Origin of the sequence: Mycobacterium sp. E3247 (genome assembly GCF_001667785.1) — a bacterium.
Classification (GTDB): Bacteria; Actinomycetota; Actinomycetes; order Mycobacteriales; family Mycobacteriaceae; genus Mycobacterium.
Window position 1 is genome coordinate 1 of record NZ_LZJG01000324.1, and the last position, 16,961, is coordinate 16,961.

At 65.8% G+C, this 16,961-nt stretch carries 13 protein-coding genes; 11 read left to right on the forward strand and 2 right to left on the reverse strand.

Annotated features, from left to right (window positions below; translation table 11 throughout):
- Positions 1–96: 96 nt before the first annotated feature.
- The 3 genes from A9X04_RS17925 (at position 97) to A9X04_RS17935 (ending at position 5,514) form a co-directional block, all read left to right on the forward strand.
- On the forward strand, positions 97–528 hold the full coding sequence (locus A9X04_RS17925; protein WP_067917932.1) for an SRPBCC family protein: 432 nt from the start codon (positions 97–99) through the stop codon (positions 526–528).
- 68 nt (positions 529–596) lie between these two features.
- Positions 597–4,130 (forward strand): DNA polymerase III subunit alpha, encoded by a 3,534-nt coding sequence (gene dnaE / locus A9X04_RS17930; protein ID WP_067923235.1) that lies wholly within the window; start codon positions 597–599, stop codon positions 4,128–4,130.
- Between the two features lie 250 nt (positions 4,131–4,380).
- Positions 4,381–5,514: a sensor histidine kinase gene (locus A9X04_RS17935; protein WP_067923238.1), complete on the forward strand. Its 1,134-nt coding sequence runs from the start codon at positions 4,381–4,383 to the stop codon at positions 5,512–5,514.
- A gap of 38 nt (positions 5,515–5,552) precedes the next feature.
- Here the strand turns inward: A9X04_RS17935 and A9X04_RS17940 are convergent, their stop codons facing one another.
- The gene (locus tag A9X04_RS17940) at positions 5,553–5,765 is read right to left on the reverse strand and encodes a hypothetical protein (RefSeq protein WP_067923241.1); all 213 of its coding nucleotides are present in this window, start codon (positions 5,763–5,765) and stop codon (positions 5,553–5,555) included.
- 531 nt (positions 5,766–6,296) lie between these two features.
- Between A9X04_RS17940 and A9X04_RS17945 the strand changes: the two genes are divergently transcribed.
- From A9X04_RS17945 to A9X04_RS17960, 4 genes are all read left to right on the forward strand, one after another.
- Complete coding sequence (locus A9X04_RS17945) at positions 6,297–6,968, forward strand: response regulator transcription factor (protein ID WP_067923244.1); 672 nt, start codon at positions 6,297–6,299, stop codon at positions 6,966–6,968.
- A complete protein-coding gene (locus A9X04_RS17950) occupies positions 6,968–8,083 on the forward strand; it encodes a sensor histidine kinase (protein WP_067923342.1) in 1,116 nt (371 codons plus the stop codon). Before A9X04_RS17945 ends, A9X04_RS17950 begins: the two co-directional genes overlap by 1 nt.
- A 75-nt stretch (positions 8,084–8,158) precedes the next feature.
- Positions 8,159–9,340 carry a DUF418 domain-containing protein gene (locus tag A9X04_RS17955; RefSeq protein WP_156764404.1) on the forward strand — a complete coding sequence of 394 codons (1,182 nt, stop codon included), beginning with the start codon at positions 8,159–8,161 and terminating at the stop codon, positions 9,338–9,340.
- 130 nt (positions 9,341–9,470) lie between these two features.
- Complete coding sequence (locus tag A9X04_RS17960; protein WP_082975079.1) at positions 9,471–11,246, forward strand: ABC transporter ATP-binding protein; 1,776 nt, start codon at positions 9,471–9,473, stop codon at positions 11,244–11,246.
- A gap of 546 nt (positions 11,247–11,792) precedes the next feature.
- On the opposite strand, the gene A9X04_RS17965 is transcribed toward A9X04_RS17960, so the two are convergent.
- On the reverse strand, positions 11,793–12,239 hold the full coding sequence (locus A9X04_RS17965) for a PPOX class F420-dependent oxidoreductase (RefSeq protein ID WP_067923253.1): 447 nt from the start codon (positions 12,237–12,239) through the stop codon (positions 11,793–11,795).
- Positions 12,240–12,293: 54 nt separating this feature from the next.
- Here A9X04_RS17965 and A9X04_RS17970 point away from each other — a divergent pair, with 54 nt between their 5' ends.
- From A9X04_RS17970 to A9X04_RS17985, 4 genes are read left to right on the forward strand one after another with little or no spacing between them, the layout of a single operon-like run.
- Positions 12,294–12,674, forward strand: a complete 381-nt coding sequence (locus A9X04_RS17970) for a helix-turn-helix domain-containing protein (RefSeq protein WP_067923256.1) — start codon at positions 12,294–12,296, stop codon at positions 12,672–12,674.
- 14 nt (positions 12,675–12,688) lie between these two features.
- Positions 12,689–13,168, forward strand: a complete 480-nt coding sequence (locus A9X04_RS17975; protein ID WP_067923259.1) for a VOC family protein — start codon at positions 12,689–12,691, stop codon at positions 13,166–13,168.
- A gap of 40 nt (positions 13,169–13,208) precedes the next feature.
- Positions 13,209–15,035 (forward strand): fatty acid--CoA ligase FadD11, encoded by a 1,827-nt coding sequence (gene fadD11 / locus A9X04_RS17980; protein WP_067923262.1) that lies wholly within the window; start codon positions 13,209–13,211, stop codon positions 15,033–15,035.
- The gene (locus tag A9X04_RS17985) at positions 15,032–16,924 is read left to right on the forward strand and encodes a lysophospholipid acyltransferase (RefSeq protein ID WP_067923265.1); all 1,893 of its coding nucleotides are present in this window, start codon (positions 15,032–15,034) and stop codon (positions 16,922–16,924) included. Before fadD11 ends, A9X04_RS17985 begins: the two co-directional genes overlap by 4 nt.
- Positions 16,925–16,961: the final 37 nt, after the last annotated feature.

Below are 16,961 nucleotides of genomic sequence, written 5' to 3' on the forward strand. Positions count from 1 at the left end.
CGGGCACAACGCCGCATCCCTCTGAGCCGCATCCCTCTGAGCGGGGGCGCACGGCGCGGGGCGGGTGTGACGAAGCGGCCGCGCTAGGCTCCGCGCATGGCCGCTGTAGACCTGACCGCCGACGTACCGATGAGCCCGCAGGACATGTGGGACCACGTCTCCGACTTGTCGGACCTGGGAGACTGGCTGGTGATGCACGAGGGCTGGCGCAGTGATCTGCCCGACGAGCTCGGCGAGGGCGTCCAGGTGGTGGGCGTCGCCCGGGCGAAGGGGTTCCGTAACCGGGTGACCTGGACGGTGACCACGTGGGATCCGCCGCACGAGGTGGCGCTGTCGGGTTCGGGCAAGGGCGGCGCCAAGTACGCCGTCACGCTCACCGTGCGAGCCGCCGCCGAGGGGTCGACGCTCGGACTGCGGCTCGAGCTGGGCGGGCGTCCGCTGTTCGGCCCGGTCGGTTCGGCGGCGGCGCGCGCCGTCAAAGGCGACGTGCAGAAGTCGCTGAAGAACTTCGTCGAGATGTACGGGTAAAACCGCGCGAGACACACGCGGCGACACGCCGAACTCGTGTCGGTCCGCGGTCATAGACTGGCGTCCCTATGAACCACTCCTCCTTCGTGCACCTGCATAACCACACCGAGTACTCGATGCTGGACGGGGCAGCGAAGATCACGCCGATGCTGGCCGAGGTGGAGCGGCTGGGGATGCCCGCGGTCGGGATGACCGACCACGGAAACATGTTCGGCGCCAGCGAGTTCTACAACGCGGCGGCCAAGGCCGGGATCAAGCCGATCATCGGGGTCGAGGCGTACATCGCGCCCGGCTCGCGCTTCGACACCCGCCGCATCCAGTGGGGTGACCCGGGCCAGAAGTCCGACGACGTCTCGGGTAGTGGTTCCTACACACACCTGACGATGGTCGCCGAGAACGCCACCGGACTGCGCAACCTGTTCAAGCTCTCGTCGTTGGCCTCCTTCGAGGGCCAGCTCGGCAAGTGGTCGCGGATGGACGCCGAGCTCATCGCCGAGCACGCCCAGGGCATCATCGCCACCACGGGCTGCCCGTCGGGTGAGGTGCAGACCCGGCTGCGGCTGGGGCACGACCGTGAGGCGCTGGAATCGGCCGCCAAGTGGCGCGAGATCTTTGGCGCCGACAACTACTTCCTCGAGCTGATGGACCACGGGCTGTCCATCGAGCAGCGCGTCCGCGAGGGCTTGCTCGAGATCGGACGCAAGCTCGGCATCCCGCCGTTGGCGACCAACGACTGCCATTACGTCACCCGCGACGCCGCGCACAACCACGAGGCGCTGTTGTGCGTGCAGACCGGTAAGACGCTGTCGGACCCGAACCGGTTCAAGTTCGACGGCGACGGCTACTACCTCAAGTCCGCCGCCGAGATGCGCCAGATCTGGGACGCCGAGGTGCCCGGCGCCTGTGACTCGACGCTGCTGATCGCCGAACGGGTGCAGCCGTACGACGACGTGTGGGCGCCGCGGGACCGGATGCCGGTCTTCCCGGTGCCCGAGGGGCACGACCAGGCGACCTGGCTGCACCACGAGGTGATGGCCGGGCTGCGGCGGCGATTCCCCGCGGGCGTCGGCCAGGACTACATCGACCGGGCCGAGTACGAGATCAAGGTCATCTGCGACAAGGGCTTCCCGTCGTACTTCCTGATCGTCGCCGACCTGATCAACTACGCCCGGTCGGTCGACATCCGGGTGGGACCCGGCCGCGGTTCGGCGGCGGGCTCGCTGGTGGCCTACGCGCTGGGTATCACCAACATCGACCCGATCCCGCACGGGCTGCTGTTCGAGCGGTTCCTCAACCCCGAGCGCCCGTCGGCACCCGACATCGACATCGACTTCGACGACCGTCGTCGCGGTGAGATGGTGCGCTACGCCGCCGACAAGTGGGGCCAGGACCGCGTCGCCCAGGTCATCACCTTCGGCACCATCAAAACGAAAGCGGCGCTGAAGGATTCGGCGCGCATCCATTACGGTCAGCCCGGCTTCGCCATCGCCGACCGGATCACTAAGGCGCTGCCGCCGCCGATCATGGCCAAGGACATCCCGCTCTCGGGCATCACCGACCCGGCGCACGAGCGGTACAAGGAAGCCGCCGAGGTCCGCGGCCTGATCGAGACCGATCCGGACGTCCGCACCATCTACCAGACCGCGCGCGGCCTGGAGGGTCTGATCCGCAACGCCGGTGTGCACGCCTGCGCGGTGATCATGAGCAGCGAGCCGCTCACCGAGGCCATCCCGCTGTGGAAGCGGCCGCAGGACGGCGCCATCATCACCGGCTGGGACTACCCGTCGTGCGAGGCCATCGGCCTGCTGAAGATGGACTTCCTGGGCCTGCGCAACCTGACGATCATCGGCGACGCGCTGGGAAACATCAAGGCCAACAGGGGAATTGACCTCGACCTGGAGTCGGTGCCGCTCGACGACAAGCCCACCTACGAGCTGCTGGGCCGCGGCGACACCCTGGGCGTGTTCCAGCTCGACGGCGGGCCGATGCGCGACCTGCTGCGCCGCATGCAGCCGACCGAGTTCAACGACATCGTCGCCGTGCTCGCGCTGTACCGCCCGGGCCCGATGGGCATGAACGCCCACAACGACTACGCCGACCGCAAGAACGCCCGGCAGGCCATCAAGCCGATCCACCCGGAGCTCGAGGAGCCGCTGCGCGAGATCCTCTCGGAGACTTACGGTCTGATCGTCTACCAAGAGCAGATCATGTTCATCGCCCAGAAGGTCGCCTCCTACACGATGGGCAAGGCCGACGCGCTGCGCAAGGCGATGGGCAAGAAGAAGCTCGAGGTCCTCGAGGCCGAGTACAAGGGCTTCTACGAGGGCATGACCGCCAACGGGTTCTCGGAGAAAGCCGTGAAGGCGTTGTGGGACACCATTCTTCCGTTCGCCGGGTATGCGTTCAACAAGTCGCACGCGGCCGGCTACGGCCTGGTGTCCTACTGGACCGCCTACCTGAAGGCCAACTACCCGGCCGAATACATGGCCGGCCTGTTGACCTCGGTGGGCGACGACAAGGACAAGGCCGCGGTCTACCTGGCGGACTGCCGCAAGCTGGGCATCACCGTGCTGCCGCCGGACGTCAACGAGTCCCTGGTGAACTTCGCGTCGGTCGGCCAGGACATCCGGTTCGGGCTGGGTGCGGTGCGCAACGTCGGCGCCAACGTGGTCGGTTCGCTGATCAAGACCCGCAACGAGAAGGGCAAGTTCACCGACTTTTCGGACTACCTGAACAAGATCGACGTCTCGGCCTGCAACAAGAAGGTGACGGAGTCGCTGATCAAGGCGGGCGCGTTCGACTCGCTGAGCCATGCCCGCAAGGGTCTCTTCCTGGTGCACACCGACGCCGTCGATTCGGTGCTGGGCACCAAAAAGGCCGAGGCGATGGGCCAATTCGACCTGTTCGGCGGCGACGACGGGTGCACCGAGTCGGTGTTCACCATCAAGGTGCCCGAGGACGAGTGGGAGGACAAGCACAAGCTGGCCCTGGAGCGGGAAATGCTGGGCCTGTACGTGTCGGGGCATCCGCTCAACGGCGTGGCCCACCTGCTGGCCGCCCAGGTGGACACCCAGATCCCGGCCATCCTGGACGGCGACGTCCCCAACGACACCCAGGTTCGGGTGGGCGGCATCCTGGCGTCGGTCAACCGGCGGGTCAACAAGAACGGGATGCCCTGGGCCTCAGCGCAACTGGAAGACCTCACCGGTGGCATCGAGGTGATGTTCTTCCCGCACGCCTATTCCACGTATGGCGCCGACATCGCCGACGACGCGGTGGTGCTGATCAACGCCAAGGTCGCCGTCCGCGACGACCGGATCAGCCTGATCGCCAACGACCTTGTGGTGCCGGACTTTTCCAACGCCCAGCCGAACCGGCCGATCGCGGTCAGCCTGCCCACCCGGCAATGCACCGTCGACAAGGTCAGCGCGCTCAAGCAGGTGCTGGCGCGTCACCCCGGCACCGCGCAGGTGCATCTGCGGCTGATCAGCGGGGACCGGATCACCACCCTGGAGCTGGACGCCTCGCTGCGGGTGACGCCGTCGCCCGCGCTGATGGGTGATCTCAAGGAGCTGCTCGGCCCGGGGTGCCTGGGCAGCTAGGCCGCGGCTCGGGCGTCAGGGTTCATGCCCAAGCATTGATTGAATCGCGCTTTGAGTTGGTACTTTGCGGGCACATGACTTTGACATAGCCGCGCAACTCGGTTTCTGCTGCCAGACAACGATGTTGTGCAAGTACTCGCGATGGTGCGGAACGTGTCGCGGACGGGATCGTACGCTCAGATAAGGTCACTCGCATGGCGATCACGAAACGCATCACCAAGCGTTCTGGAATGCCGAATCCCGATCCGGCATGATCGCCCGTCTCTGGTCGATTCGACATCAGCGTGTCATCAATGGCGCGCTGATTGCGCTCGCGGCGACCGACGGCACGGTATCTACCCTGTACAGCCAGGCTTATGTCCCTGGCCTGGCATTGTCAACGCGCTTTAGTTTGCTGTTGGCCGGGGTCGCGATAGTCGGATTGTTTTTCCGTCACCGCGCGCCCTATCTGGCTTTTGCGTTAACCATTCCGGCTGCGGCAGTCACCACCGGCATGCTCGCTTCCCAGGTGGCATTGTTGACGGTGGCGCGAAGGCGGCCGTCGCTCCGCGCGCTGGGCGTCTGCGGGGGCACCGCGTTCGTCTGCTTCACCGAGCCGTGGGCGAACCCGTATTCGGTTCTGAGCACCGTCTGGGCTGCCCTATACGCCGTAGTCTTCGCGGTTGCACCGATCTTGCTTGGTTTGCTGATTCGGGCTCGAGCCGATCTGTCGAGTCAGCTGGACGAGATTGAGCGCGTACGCCGGCACGAGGAGCAGTTGCTCATCGAGCGCGCGCTGGCACGCGAACGCGCCGACCTCGCGCGGGAGATGCACGACGTGGTGTCACATCAAGTGAGCCTGATCGCGGTGCAGTCCGGCGCCCTACAGGTCACCGCGAACGACGACGCCACCGCACAAGCAGCCCGGACAATACGGGCACTCAGCGTGCAGACGCTCGACGAACTGCGCCAAATGGTCGGAGTACTGCGCGCATCCGCAAGCCAAACTGCCGAGGTCACACCTCAACCCGGGCTTGCAAATATTGACAGCCTGGTCGCCGCTTCCGGCGTGCCAGCTGTCATCAGACCTCGTCCCGACACCGCGATCATCCCGTCGCCCGTAGTGCAGCACACCATTTACCGCGCAGTACAAGAGGGTCTGACCAACATCACCAAGCATGCTCCAGGGGCCACCGCCACGGTCGAGCTACAGATCGACCACGGCCACGTGAGGCTGCTGCTCGTTAACAGCAAACCCGACCGCCCACCTGACCAACTGCCCGGGGCGCAACAGGGGCTGCCGGGTCTGCGCGAACGCGCCGAACTGCTCGGAGGCACCTTATGCGCAGGCCCGCTCAGTGACGGCGGCTACCAAATGTCGATGACGCTACCAACACATGTTTGACCATGACGCGGCTACAGAGGCTCACAGCCGCGTCCATTTCACGAATCACCGAACATCCGCGTCTTCTTGGCTTTCCGAAGCGAGTCGGCGAGCACAAGCAACACTTCCCGTTGGTGATCGGTTGTGTCGTCGCCGCACATTAATTCCTCGACCACTCGGATCGCCGCAGCCATGCCCTCCGCAAATCCGCGTTCGTAGAGGCACCACAATTGGATGAATTGCTCGGCACCCCGAAAGCTGTTGACGTCCAATATTTCTTTCCGATCAGCAGAATGTGGTCTGAGAAACGATCCCCCCAGCCTTGACTGTGACCGGTTTCAGCCTGTGCAGGTGAAGGGTGAGTTGCATTTGATAGTCAACGGCGCCGTGCAGCCCGAGGCGGTCAATGCCGCGACGGCGAGGATCAGACCCGCCGCAAGCCTGAACCTGAGACGAGACTCACTCAAAGTGGCCCTCGCGCCGAATTGACCCGGCTGCGCAGTTCTTTGACTCATCGATACGACCTTGACGGCCCGGATCGGAAACCGAAATCCGGCAGGTGTCGGTTTTAGCCATCCGAGTGGATGGACGCGCTTACCCGGCTAGCTGGATTCGGCGCTCGGCGCGCCGTCCTCGTGTGCTTGGCGCGAGGGGTTCGACTCTAAACGTCGCGGCGCGCTCAGTCGAGTCGATACGGCGCAACCTCAGGTGGCCAGTTTTGGCAGCCAGTTGGCTGGATGTTGGGTCGGCCGATGAACTGCGTCCGCGGTTGCGAGTACCTTCACCGCAGAGACCGTCGGTGCATGAGGAGGTCCCGTCTCGTGATCAGCGTGGTCATTGTCGATGACGAAGCCTTGATCCGGTCGGGCTTCGAGCTGATCCTGTCAGCGGCCCCGGACGTTGACGTGGTCGCCACCACCGACGGTGTCCATGCCGTGGAGCTGATCGCCGAGCACCAGCCGGATGTGGTGTTGCTGGATATCCGGATGCCCGGAAAGGATGGTTTGGCCGTGTTGGCCGAACTCATGGCCGCCGACTGGTCACCCGTGGTGGCGATGCTGACGACCTTCGACGCCGACGAATACATCGCCTCCGCGCTGCGACTGGGTGCCGCCGGATTCCTCTTGAAAGACACCGACCCCGTCCAACTTCCCGCGATGGTGCGCAGCTTGGCCGCCGGTGGGCTGGTGCTCTCGGACAAGGTCAGCCCGAAGGTGATCGCGGGTTACCTGGCGGACCCCGTCGATCGTGTCGCGGCAAGCAAAGTTGGTGGCTTGAGTGCACGCGAGGTCGACGTGCTGCTACTTGTGGCGCGCGGTTACTCCAACGGCGAGATCGCCTCTAAGCTTTTTTCCAGCGTTGGCACCGTCAAGGACCAAGTCAGCTCGATTCTCGCCAAGCTCTCGGTCAAGACGCGAGTGGAAGCCGCAATCATCGCCCAACGTGCAGGGATTTTGGAGCGTGATCCGACGTGATGACGTCGCTCCCGTCGGGGACCCGTCAGCATGCGATCAACGGCATCTTGATCGTACTGGCGGCCGCTGACGCCGCGGTATCGATCCTCACCAGCGAGACCCATTCTCCGGGCTGGATTTTGGCGGCTGCTGTCGGCATTGTCGGCTTGTGTTTCCGCGCCCGCGCCCCCTACGTGGTTTTCGCGCTGACGGTCCCCGCGACGGTGATCGGTTATGGCGTGCTGGCCGCGATGGTGGGCTTGTTCACGGTAGCGGAACGACGACCGGCCCGAAGCGGGCTAATCGCGTGCGCACTGATCGTGTTCGTCTGCTATTCCGCGCCGTGGCGGGAGGAGGAGTCCTACTGGAGTCTGGGCACCGCGTGGTCCGCCCTCTACGGCATCATTTTCGCAGTCGCGCCGGTGTTGCTCGGCCTGCTCGTGCGAGCCCGGTCCGAGCTGTCGAGCAAGCTGGCCGAGATTGAGCGCGCCCACCGGCATGAAGAGGAGCTGCTCGTTGAGCGTGCGCTGGCGCGAGAACGCGCGGATCTGGCCCGCGAGATGCATGACGTGGTGTCGCATCAAGTCAGCCTGATCGCGGTGCAGTCGGGTGCGCTGCAGGTCACCGCGCCCGACGATGCCACCGTGCGAATAGCTGAGACGATCCGCGCGCTGTGCGTGAAGACCCTCGACGAGCTCCGGGAAATGGTGGGAGTACTGCGGGCGGCTGGCGGCAACACCGCCGCGCCGGCGCCGCAACCGGGACTCGATGATGTGGCCACCCTCGTTGCCGGATCCGGTGTGTCGGCGGTAGTCAGGACACGTTCAAACGCCGCCATCACCCCTTCAGCGGTGGTACAGCGTGTCATCTACCGAGCCGTGCAAGAAGGCCTGACCAACGTCACCAAGCACGCTCCCGGCGCCACCGCCTGCGTCGAGTTGTCGATCGACCGGCGACGAGTGGGGTTGACACTGACCAACAGCAAGCCCCACCGGCCTCCCGACCAGCTGCCCAGCGCCCAGCAGGGGCTGCTCGGCTTGCGTGAGCGCGCCGAACTACTTGGCGGCACCCTGCACGCAACCCATCTCAGCGACGGCGGCTACCAACTACAGATCAGGCTGCCCACCCACGTCTAAGGTCTGGCCGGTTGGTCGCGCGGAATAGCCAGTTGCCCGGTGCCGCAATACCGTTGGATCCAGCACGATTGCACAGTGACTGGATTAGTTGACGAACCTACCGCCGTCGGTGATGACGAGTCTCAACCATCCGTTGCCGGCCGGATCACCGGCGTCGATCTGGCACGGGGCCTAGCGGTATTGGGAATGTTTGCCGTCCATGTGGGGCCGGATCCTAGAGCGGGCGGCGTGGCGGGTCCGATGGCGTACGCCTCGCAGGGCCGAGCCTCGATACTGTTCGCCACCTTGGCCGGTTTGTCTCTGGCATTGGTCACCGGTGGCCCGCGCACCGCTGGTCAAACTGTGCCCGCTGTGCTTAAGCGGCGGGTTGTGGTGCGTGCCGCCATCATCTTCGCAATCGGCACGGGCCTGACAATATGGGGCACGGCGATACCGGTGATCCTGGCGTATTACGGCATCCTTTTCCTGATCGCGTTGCCGTTCTTGCGATTGCGACCGGCCACGAACCTTGGAATCGCTGCAGTCCTCGCGGTTCTGACCCCGATCGTGTCGATCATGTTGCGCCACCCGGCCGTCATCACACCTTTGAAGGCGGCCGAGCGGTTCGATCCCGTAAGTCGGATAGGGGGGGACGGTCTGACGAATCTGTTTCTCACTGGCGGCTACCCGGTTCTGACGTGGACGCCGTTCGTGATCGGCGGGATCGCGCTGGGCCGGCTCGAGCTACAACGATCGACTGTCCGTCGGAAGCTGATTGCAGGCGGTGCTTCGGTCGCCCTGCTCGCTTACGGCGGCGCATGGGTTTTGGGTAAGACCGTCAATGGTGCCGCGGTCGCCTCATTCGACGAATCACATGGGACAACCGGGAACTCTGGGGCGGATGTGCGGTGGACCTCGTTGCTCAACGCCGAGGGGCACACCGGCACACCATTCGAGATTCTCGGCGGTCTGGGCATAGCGATCGTCGTGGTGGCGTGCTGCATCTCGGTGGCGAATCGGATCCCGCGCGCTGTCGCGCCCCTGGTCGCTATGGGGTCGATGTCGTTGACCGTGTATGTCGGCCACCTCATCGCCATAGAGGCAATGGATATGGCAGCGCGCGACGGCGGATCCAGTCCACCCCCGACGGGCGAATCGGTGCTGAGCTTTTGCACGTTCGCCGCCATTGCCGTTGTCGCCTCCTGGATTTGGATGCGATACAGCCGGCGCGGTCCGATTGAGGAATGTATTCATCGCGTAACGGCGCGGGTCTCGTGATCCATCGACGCGACGTGCAAAAGAGCGATCCGCCAAAATCGGCAGTCGGACGTCGGAGCCCGGTGCTGTGCACCTGGAGCTGAGCATGGACCGGCGTCGTCGCAACCTCTGCTGATCTGAGCCCTCTTCAATGTCGAAAAACCATGTAGCAGCCGCCGGTCCAAATTGCGGCCGGACACGATTGGGATTGCTCTGGTCGTTCACCAGACCCCATCGCGGCGCGCTGCTGGCCGGCCTCCTTCTCGGCCTGCTGGCTTCAACTGCGGGACTGGCGACGCCGATGATCACCAAATCGGTTCTCGACACCCTCGGTGGCCATGCATCACTGAGGGGTCCGGTGGCGGCACTTGCCGGGTTGTTAGCCCTCAGCGCAACGATCCGGTGCGTCCAGATGGTGCTGCTCGGCACCGTCGGCGAGCGCATCGTGCTCGGCGCTCGAAAGTCGCTGGTGCATCGGCTTGTTCGGGTAACCGTGCCGACTCTGATCAGCCGACCGGCGGGTGAGCTCGTGGCCCGGGTCACCTCCGATTCCGTGCTGCTTCGCGACGCCGCTTCGACGAGCGTGGTCGCCCTGATCAACGGGACCGTGATGATGGTTGGCACCCTGATTCTGATGGGCGTGCTCGATCCCGCGCTGCTGGTGACCACGCTCACCGCAATCTCCCTGGTGGCATTGCTTTTCATGCTGCTGATGCCGGGCATCGCTGACGAGCAGCAGACGGCCCAGAGCCATCTCGCGCACGCCGGCGGCATATTGGAGGGCACGCTTCGAGCAATTCGCAGCGTGAAAGCCAGCCGCGCAGAGGACCGCCAGGCTGATCGCGTGATCGGCGCCGCCAAGCAGGCTAGCCGTCATGCTGTCCGCGCCGTACGCAGGAAGGCGATCGCCGAGACGATCGCTTGGGCCGGCGTGGATCTCGCGATCATCGTCGTTGTCGCTGTGGGAGCATCGCGGGTGAGCGCGGGCGCGATGACACTCTCCAGTCTCATCGCCTTCCTGTTGTACGCGTTTGGTCTGATGGATCCGGTTACCGAACTGTCGGTCAATGTTTCGACACTACAATCGGGAATCGCTGCGGCGGGTCGCATGTTGGAAATCCAAGCACTCGACACGGAGGCCGACCCCACCTCTCAGCCCCTCGGAGACGGCACGGGTCGGGTCGACGCTCCGCCGTTAATCGAATTTCGTTGTGTTACCGCGGACTACGGTGGATACCGATACGTTGTGCAGGATCTCGACCTCGTCATCCCACGTACCGGACAGCTGGCGATTGTGGGCCCCTCGGGCGCCGGAAAGACGACAGTCTTGTCGTTGATCATGCGCTTCCTGGAGCCGCGGGCAGGCGAAGTGCTATTGCTGGGCGAGCCGTACTCCCGGTATACCCATGCCGAGATCCGCCAACGCATGGCCCTGGTCGAGCAGGAGGTCCCGGTCATACCGGGAACCATCCGTGACAACCTCACGCTTACCTATGAGGATGCCTCCGAATCCGAGTTGCAGAAGGCGCTGGCGAAAGTGCAACTTGCCGAAGACATCGCTGCTCTAGAGCACGGACTTGACACCGACCTCACCTCTTCACCGCTATCGGTGGGCCAACGGCAGCGCATCGCTCTCGCGCGCGCGATCATCCGGCCCTCAGAGATACTCCTGCTAGATGAGGCAACCGCACACGTCGACGGGCTGACCGAAGCCGCGATCCAGTCATGCGTTCGTGAGCAGGCGCGCGAACAGACGGTTATCACTGTGGCCCATCGTCTTTCGACGGTTACCGACGCCGACACGATCGTCGTTATGCACAACGGTCGAATTCGGTCGCAGGGTAAACATCCTGAGTTGCTCTCCACCGATGATCTTTACCGCGATCTCGTCAATTCCCTGCGTATCGGGAGGAATGGTTCGCCGTAGGTGGAACCGAGGCAGCTCGGCTTACTTGTGCATCCATTCGGATGGCAAGAATCGACGCCTGGCGGATCGCCATTTTCGGCACAAGCCACGACGATTGGGTCTATGAACGAAATAGCCACGCAGCGAGAGCAATCCGCGACGACGAGAGTTGAGAGCGGCATGGTCGGTCGTGCTGAGTCATCGCAGAGGATCTATCGGATCGCTGCGGGGGTCGGAATCGCCGTTGGCGGTGTGGTCATTGCCAGCGCCATTTTCGCGCTGGGATACCTCATAGGCGGCCAATCTTCCGACTGCTGGGGCTCCGATGCCGCATACGATGGCCCGGGCTGGCACGACGGGCCGTATGGGTCCGGCCCCGAGCCGGGCTGGGGCCCGTCGCCGTTTGGTACCGGCGCTCCCAGTACTGGTAGTCCGGGTTCGCCACCGGCCGGCGCGCCGACGACCCCGCCAACCTCGCGACCCTAGTCTCCATCACCCCCGTACCTACGGCGCGCAAAGAGGTGACTTGTCGGCAACCAAGCCCGATGCCCGTTGGCATCGGCGCCACTACGCCACCTCCACCCGGACGATGACGCTGTCGGGCCACACGCCGCGGTCGCGAGCGCGGGCCAGCTTCTCGCGCACGCACAGGTCTTGGTGGACGTTGGTGACACCCGGCACCTTGATCAGCGGCACGATGTTCCACTGCCAGCCATACCGGGCGCGCAGGACGCTATTGGCCCGCTCGGCCGCGGCACCGGAGAGAAGCGTGGCGCGGCCCGCCACCACCGGAGCGCCCGGCCGAATTCGCCCGCGATGGTCGCATGCGGTGAGTTCGACGCCCGGGTGCGCGGTCAGCCGCCTCGTCTTCGGCCCTACCTTGGTGCGGAACACCAGCGCGTCGCCGTCGCGCCCGAACCAGATCGGGGTGTCGACGGGGGTACCGTCGCGGCGGAACGATCGAAGCAGCGCATAGCGCGCCGCGCCCAGCCCGTCGAGTGAATGTGTGTGCATCGCCCCAGTCAACGACTTAGAGTTGGCTCTAAGTCAAGCGCCGAAGGAGGCCCGATGCTGACGATCGGCGAGGTGGCGCGCCGGGCCGGGGTCGCGGCGACCACGTTGCGGTACTACGAACAGATCGGGCTGGTGCCGGCGCCCGGACGGTTGGGCGGTCAGCGGCGCTACGACGACTCGGTGCTGGACCGGCTCGAGGTGATCCGGCTCTGCAAGTCCGCCGGCTTCGCGCTGGAGGAGATCCAGCTGCTGTTCGCCGACGACGCGCCGGGTCGTCCGGCCAGCCGCGCGCTGGCCGAGGCCAAGCTCGCCGAGATCGACGCGCAGATGGAATCGCTGGCCCGGGCGCGCGCCGTCATCGAGTGGGGTATGCGCTGCACGTGTCCATCGATTGACGCGTGCACGTGCGGCATTCACACCGCCGTGCCCGCCTGAGCGAAGGAGCCTCCATGAACCGGCCGCCCACCATCGCCGTGCAGAACTTCTCCCACGTGTGCATCGGCGTCTCCGACATCGAGGCCTCCCTGGCCTTCTACACCGCGGTGCTGGGCATGGACGTCGTCTTCGACGTCGAACTCGGCGGAGCCGGCCTGGATTCGGTGACCGGCGGCGCGGCGCAGCAGGGTCGCATGGTGGGCGGGCTGATCGGTGCCGCCATGGTCGAACTGCTGTCCTTGGGTGAGGTGCCCGAATGCCCGAGCGGGCCGCACCTGGGCTACACCAACGTCTCGTTCCGGGTCGACGACCTCGACGCCACCTTCGACGCCGTCCGGCGCGAGCATCCCGACGTCCGGGCCGAACCGCCCGTCGATATCGGCGGCGTGCGCATGTTCTTCATCTACGACCCCGACGGCACCCCCATCGAACTGCTGGAACTGCCCGCCGGCATCTCGAGCACGCTGCAGCTCTGGCGCCCCGATACCGCGTGATGTGTTCCGCGCCACAACCGACGCACGTACGCTCACACACATGACGACTGCCGAGCGCCCGGTCACCTTGTGCGAGGCCTTCCAGCGCACCGCGTCGATCGAGCCGGATGCCGTCGCGCTTCGGACTCCCGGCAACACGCAGACCATGACGTGGAGCGAGCTTGCGGCGCAGGTGCGGAAGGTCACCGCGGGACTGGCCGGCCTGGGGGTCGGCCGGGGCGACACGGTGTCGCTGATGATGGCCAACCGGATCGAGTTCTATCCGTTCGAGATCGCCGCCCAACACCTCGGCGCCACTTCGTTTTCGGTGTACAACACGCTGCCCGCAGAGCAGTTGACCTACCTGTTCGACAACGCCGGCACCAAGGTCGCGATCTGCGAGGAGCAGTACGCCGACCGCATCCGCGCCAGCGGCGCGCCCGTCGAGCACATCGTCTGCGTCGACGGTTCGCCGCCCGGCACCAAGTCGGTCGACGACGTGTGTGCCGCTGCGCCGCCGGATTTCGACTTCGAGGCGACCTGGCGGGCCGTGCAGCCGGACGATGTCGTCACGCTCATCTACACCTCGGGCACCACCGGAAATCCCAAGGGCGTGGAGATGACCCACGACCATCTGCTGTTCGAGGCGTTCGCCCTCGACAGCGTCCTGCCCTCCCAATACGGTGACCGGGTCACGTCCTACCTGCCGACGGCACACATCGCCGACCGGGTGATGGGGCTGTACGGGCTGGAAGTGTTCGGCACCCAGGTCACGGTCGTCTCCGATGTCCGCGCCATCGCCGCCGCGCTGCCCGACGTCCGGCCGACGGTATGGGGTGGCGTCCCGCGCGTGTGGGAAAAGCTCAAGGCGGGAATCGAATTCGCCGTCGGCAACGAGGCGGACGAGGTCAAGCGCCAGGCCCTGCAGTGGGCGATGTCGGTGGCCGGCAAGCGCGCCGCCACCCTCCTGGCCGGTGACCCGATGCCCGCCGAGCTGGCCGCCGAATGGGCCCGGGCCGACGAGCTGGTCCTGTCGAAGTTGCGCGACCGGCTCGGCTTCGGCGAACTGCGGTGGGCGGTGTCGGGCGCCGCCCCGATCCCCAGGGAGACGCTGGCGTTCTTCCTCGGCATCGGCGTTCCGCTCGCCGAAGTCTGGGGGATGTCGGAACTGAGCTGCGTCGCCTCGGTGAGCCACCCTCGCGACGCGCGCCTGGGCACCGTCGGCAAGCTGCTTCCCGGGATGGAGGGGAGGGTTGCCGAGGACGGCGAATTCCTGGTCCGCGGCCCGCTCGTGATGAAGGGCTACCGCAGGGAGCCCGCCAAGACCGCCGACGCCATCGACGCCGACGGGTGGCTGCACACCGGAGACATCATCGAGGTCGACGACGAGGGCTATCTGAGGATCATCGACCGCAAGAAGGAGTTGATCATCAACGCCGCCGGAAAGAACATGTCGCCGGCCAACATTGAGAACACCGTCCTGGCCGCCTGTCCGATGGTCGGCGTGATGATCACGATCGGTGACGGGCGGCCGTACAACGCCGCGCTGATGGTCTTCGACGCCGAATCGGTCGGCCCCTACGCGGCCCAGCTGGGACTGGCCGACACCTCGCCGGCCGCCCTGGCGGCGCATCCGGAGGTCATCGCCCGGGTCGCCGCGGGTGTGGCCGAGGGCAACGCCAAATTGTCGCGGGTGGAACAGATCAAGCGCTTCCGGGTGTTGCCGTCGCTCTGGGAGCCGGGCGGAGACGAGATCACGTTGACCATGAAACTCAAGCGCAAGCCGATCATGACGAAGTACGCCAGCGAGATCGAGGAGCTCTACGCACCCGAGTTGCACCCGGACGTGCACGAGCCTTCGGCGACCGCGACGGTGCAACCGGCATGAGCCGGGGACCGGGGGCGACGGCCCGTGAGTTCGGCAAGGTGGGGGTGCGAAAGCTGCTGCAGCGCACGGGCATCGTCGAGGAATCGACGACACCGCTGACCACCGACCCGGCGGAGGTTGTCCAGCTGCTCGCCGCGCCCTGGTACGACGAGCGGCTGAGCGGACTGGCCGACGAGCTCGGGCGGGACTTGCCGGGCGTGCGGGCCGAGGCCGCGTGCTACCTGAGGGAGATGGCCCCGTCGCTGGACGAGCGGGCCGTGAAGGCCTGGCGCAGCTTCAGTTGCTGGCTGATGCGGGCCTACGACGTGCTGGTCGACGAGGATCAGATAGCGCAGCTGCGCAAGCTGGACCGCAAAGCGACACTGGCGTTTGCCTTTTCGCATCGCTCCTATCTGGACGGCCTGCTGTTGCCGGAGGTGATTCAGGCCAACCGGCTCTCGCCGGCGCTCACGTTCGGCGGAGCCAATCTGAACTTCTTCCCGATGGGGGCGTGGGCCAAGCGCACCGGCACGATCTTCATCCGGCGTCAGACCAAGGACATCCCCGTCTACCGGTACGTGTTGCGCGCCTACGCCGCGCAGCTGGTGCAAAACCACGCCAACCTCACCTGGTCGATCGAGGGGGGCCGCACCCGGACCGGCAAGCTGCGTCCGCCGGTGTACGGGATACTGCGCTACATCAGCGACGCCGTCGACGAAATCGACGGCCCAGAAGTGTATTTGGTGCCCACGTCGATCGTCTACGACCAGCTGCACGAGGTCGAGGCGATGACCACCGAGGCCTACGGTGCGACGAAGCGGCCCGAGGACTTCCGTTTCCTGGTTCGGCTGGCGCGCCAGCAGGGGGAGCGGCTGGGCCGCGCCTACCTGGACTTCGGCGAACCGCTGCCGCTGCGCAAGCGCCTGGAAGAGCTGCGCGCGGAGGAGACCGGAACGGGCACCGAGATCGAGCGCATCGCGCTGGACGTCGAGCACCGGATCAACCGCGCCACCCCCGTCACGCCCACCGCGGTGGTGAGCCTCGCGCTGCTGGGTGCCGACCGTTCGTTGTCCATCAGCGAGGTGCTGGCCACTGTGCGGCCGCTGGCCAGCTACATCGCGGCGCGCAACTGGTGCGTGGCCGGTGCCGCCGACCTGACGAATCGCTCGACCATCCGCTGGACGCTGCACCAGCTCGTCGCCTCCGGTGTGGTCAGCGTCTACGACGCCGGCACCGAACCGGTCTGGGGGATCGGGGCCGACCAGCACCTGGTCGCCGCGTTCTACCGCAACACCGCCATCCACATCGTGGTCGACCGCGCCATCGCCGAGACGGCCCTGCTGGCCGCCACGGAAGACGCCGAAAACTCCGTCGACGGCTTGGTTTTGCCGGCGACCGTGCGTGACGAGGCGCTGGGCCTGCGCGAGTTGCTGAAGTTCGAGTTCCTGTTCTCGGGGCGGGCGCAGTTCGAAAAAGAGCTCGCCGACGAGGTGCGCTTGATCGGGCGGGTGGAGGACACCAGCAAGCCGGCCAGCGCGGCCGTCGTACGTGGCCTGCTGGAGAAGGCCGACCTGCTGCTGGCGCACCTGGTGTTGCGGCCGTTCCTGGACGCTTACCACATCGTCGCCGACCGGTTGGCCGCCTACGACGACGAATCATTCGACGAGGACGCGTTTCTCACCGAATGCCTTGAGGTCGGCAAGCAGTGGGAGCTGCAGCGCAGGATGGCCAGCGCCGAGTCCAGGTCGATGGAGTTGTTCAAGACCGCGCTGCGGCTGGCCCGGCACCGCGAACTGGTGGACGGCTTCGAGGACCTCGATATCGCGCGGCGACGCCGCGAGTTCGCCGACGAGATCGCCACCGCCGTGCGGCGGGTCAACGCCATCGCTGCGCTGGCCGGGGCGCGGTAACGGCTTCCCCACAAAATCCGACGACGACGGCACAACC

Excerpts from the sequence above, each read along its gene's own strand:
- A9X04_RS17945 (WP_067923244.1), top strand. The coding sequence starts at position 6,297 with ATGAGGAGGTCCCGTCTCGTGATCAGCGTGGTCATTGTCGATGACGAA.
- A9X04_RS17970 (WP_067923256.1), top strand. The coding sequence starts at position 12,294 with ATGCTGACGATCGGCGAGGTGGCGCGCCGGGCCGGGGTCGCGGCGACC.
- A9X04_RS17950 (WP_067923342.1), top strand. The coding sequence starts at position 6,968 with ATGACGTCGCTCCCGTCGGGGACCCGTCAGCATGCGATCAACGGCATC.
- A9X04_RS17925 (WP_067917932.1), top strand. The coding sequence starts at position 97 with ATGGCCGCTGTAGACCTGACCGCCGACGTACCGATGAGCCCGCAGGAC.
- A9X04_RS17975 (WP_067923259.1), top strand. The coding sequence starts at position 12,689 with ATGAACCGGCCGCCCACCATCGCCGTGCAGAACTTCTCCCACGTGTGC.
- A9X04_RS17960 (WP_082975079.1), top strand. The coding sequence starts at position 9,471 with ATGTCGAAAAACCATGTAGCAGCCGCCGGTCCAAATTGCGGCCGGACA.
- A9X04_RS17965 (WP_067923253.1), bottom strand. The coding sequence starts at position 12,239 with ATGCACACACATTCACTCGACGGGCTGGGCGCGGCGCGCTATGCGCTG.
- fadD11 (WP_067923262.1), top strand. The coding sequence starts at position 13,209 with ATGACGACTGCCGAGCGCCCGGTCACCTTGTGCGAGGCCTTCCAGCGC.
- A9X04_RS17985 (WP_067923265.1), top strand. The coding sequence starts at position 15,032 with ATGAGCCGGGGACCGGGGGCGACGGCCCGTGAGTTCGGCAAGGTGGGG.
- A9X04_RS17935 (WP_067923238.1), top strand. The coding sequence starts at position 4,381 with ATGATCGCCCGTCTCTGGTCGATTCGACATCAGCGTGTCATCAATGGC.
- dnaE (WP_067923235.1), top strand. The coding sequence starts at position 597 with ATGAACCACTCCTCCTTCGTGCACCTGCATAACCACACCGAGTACTCG.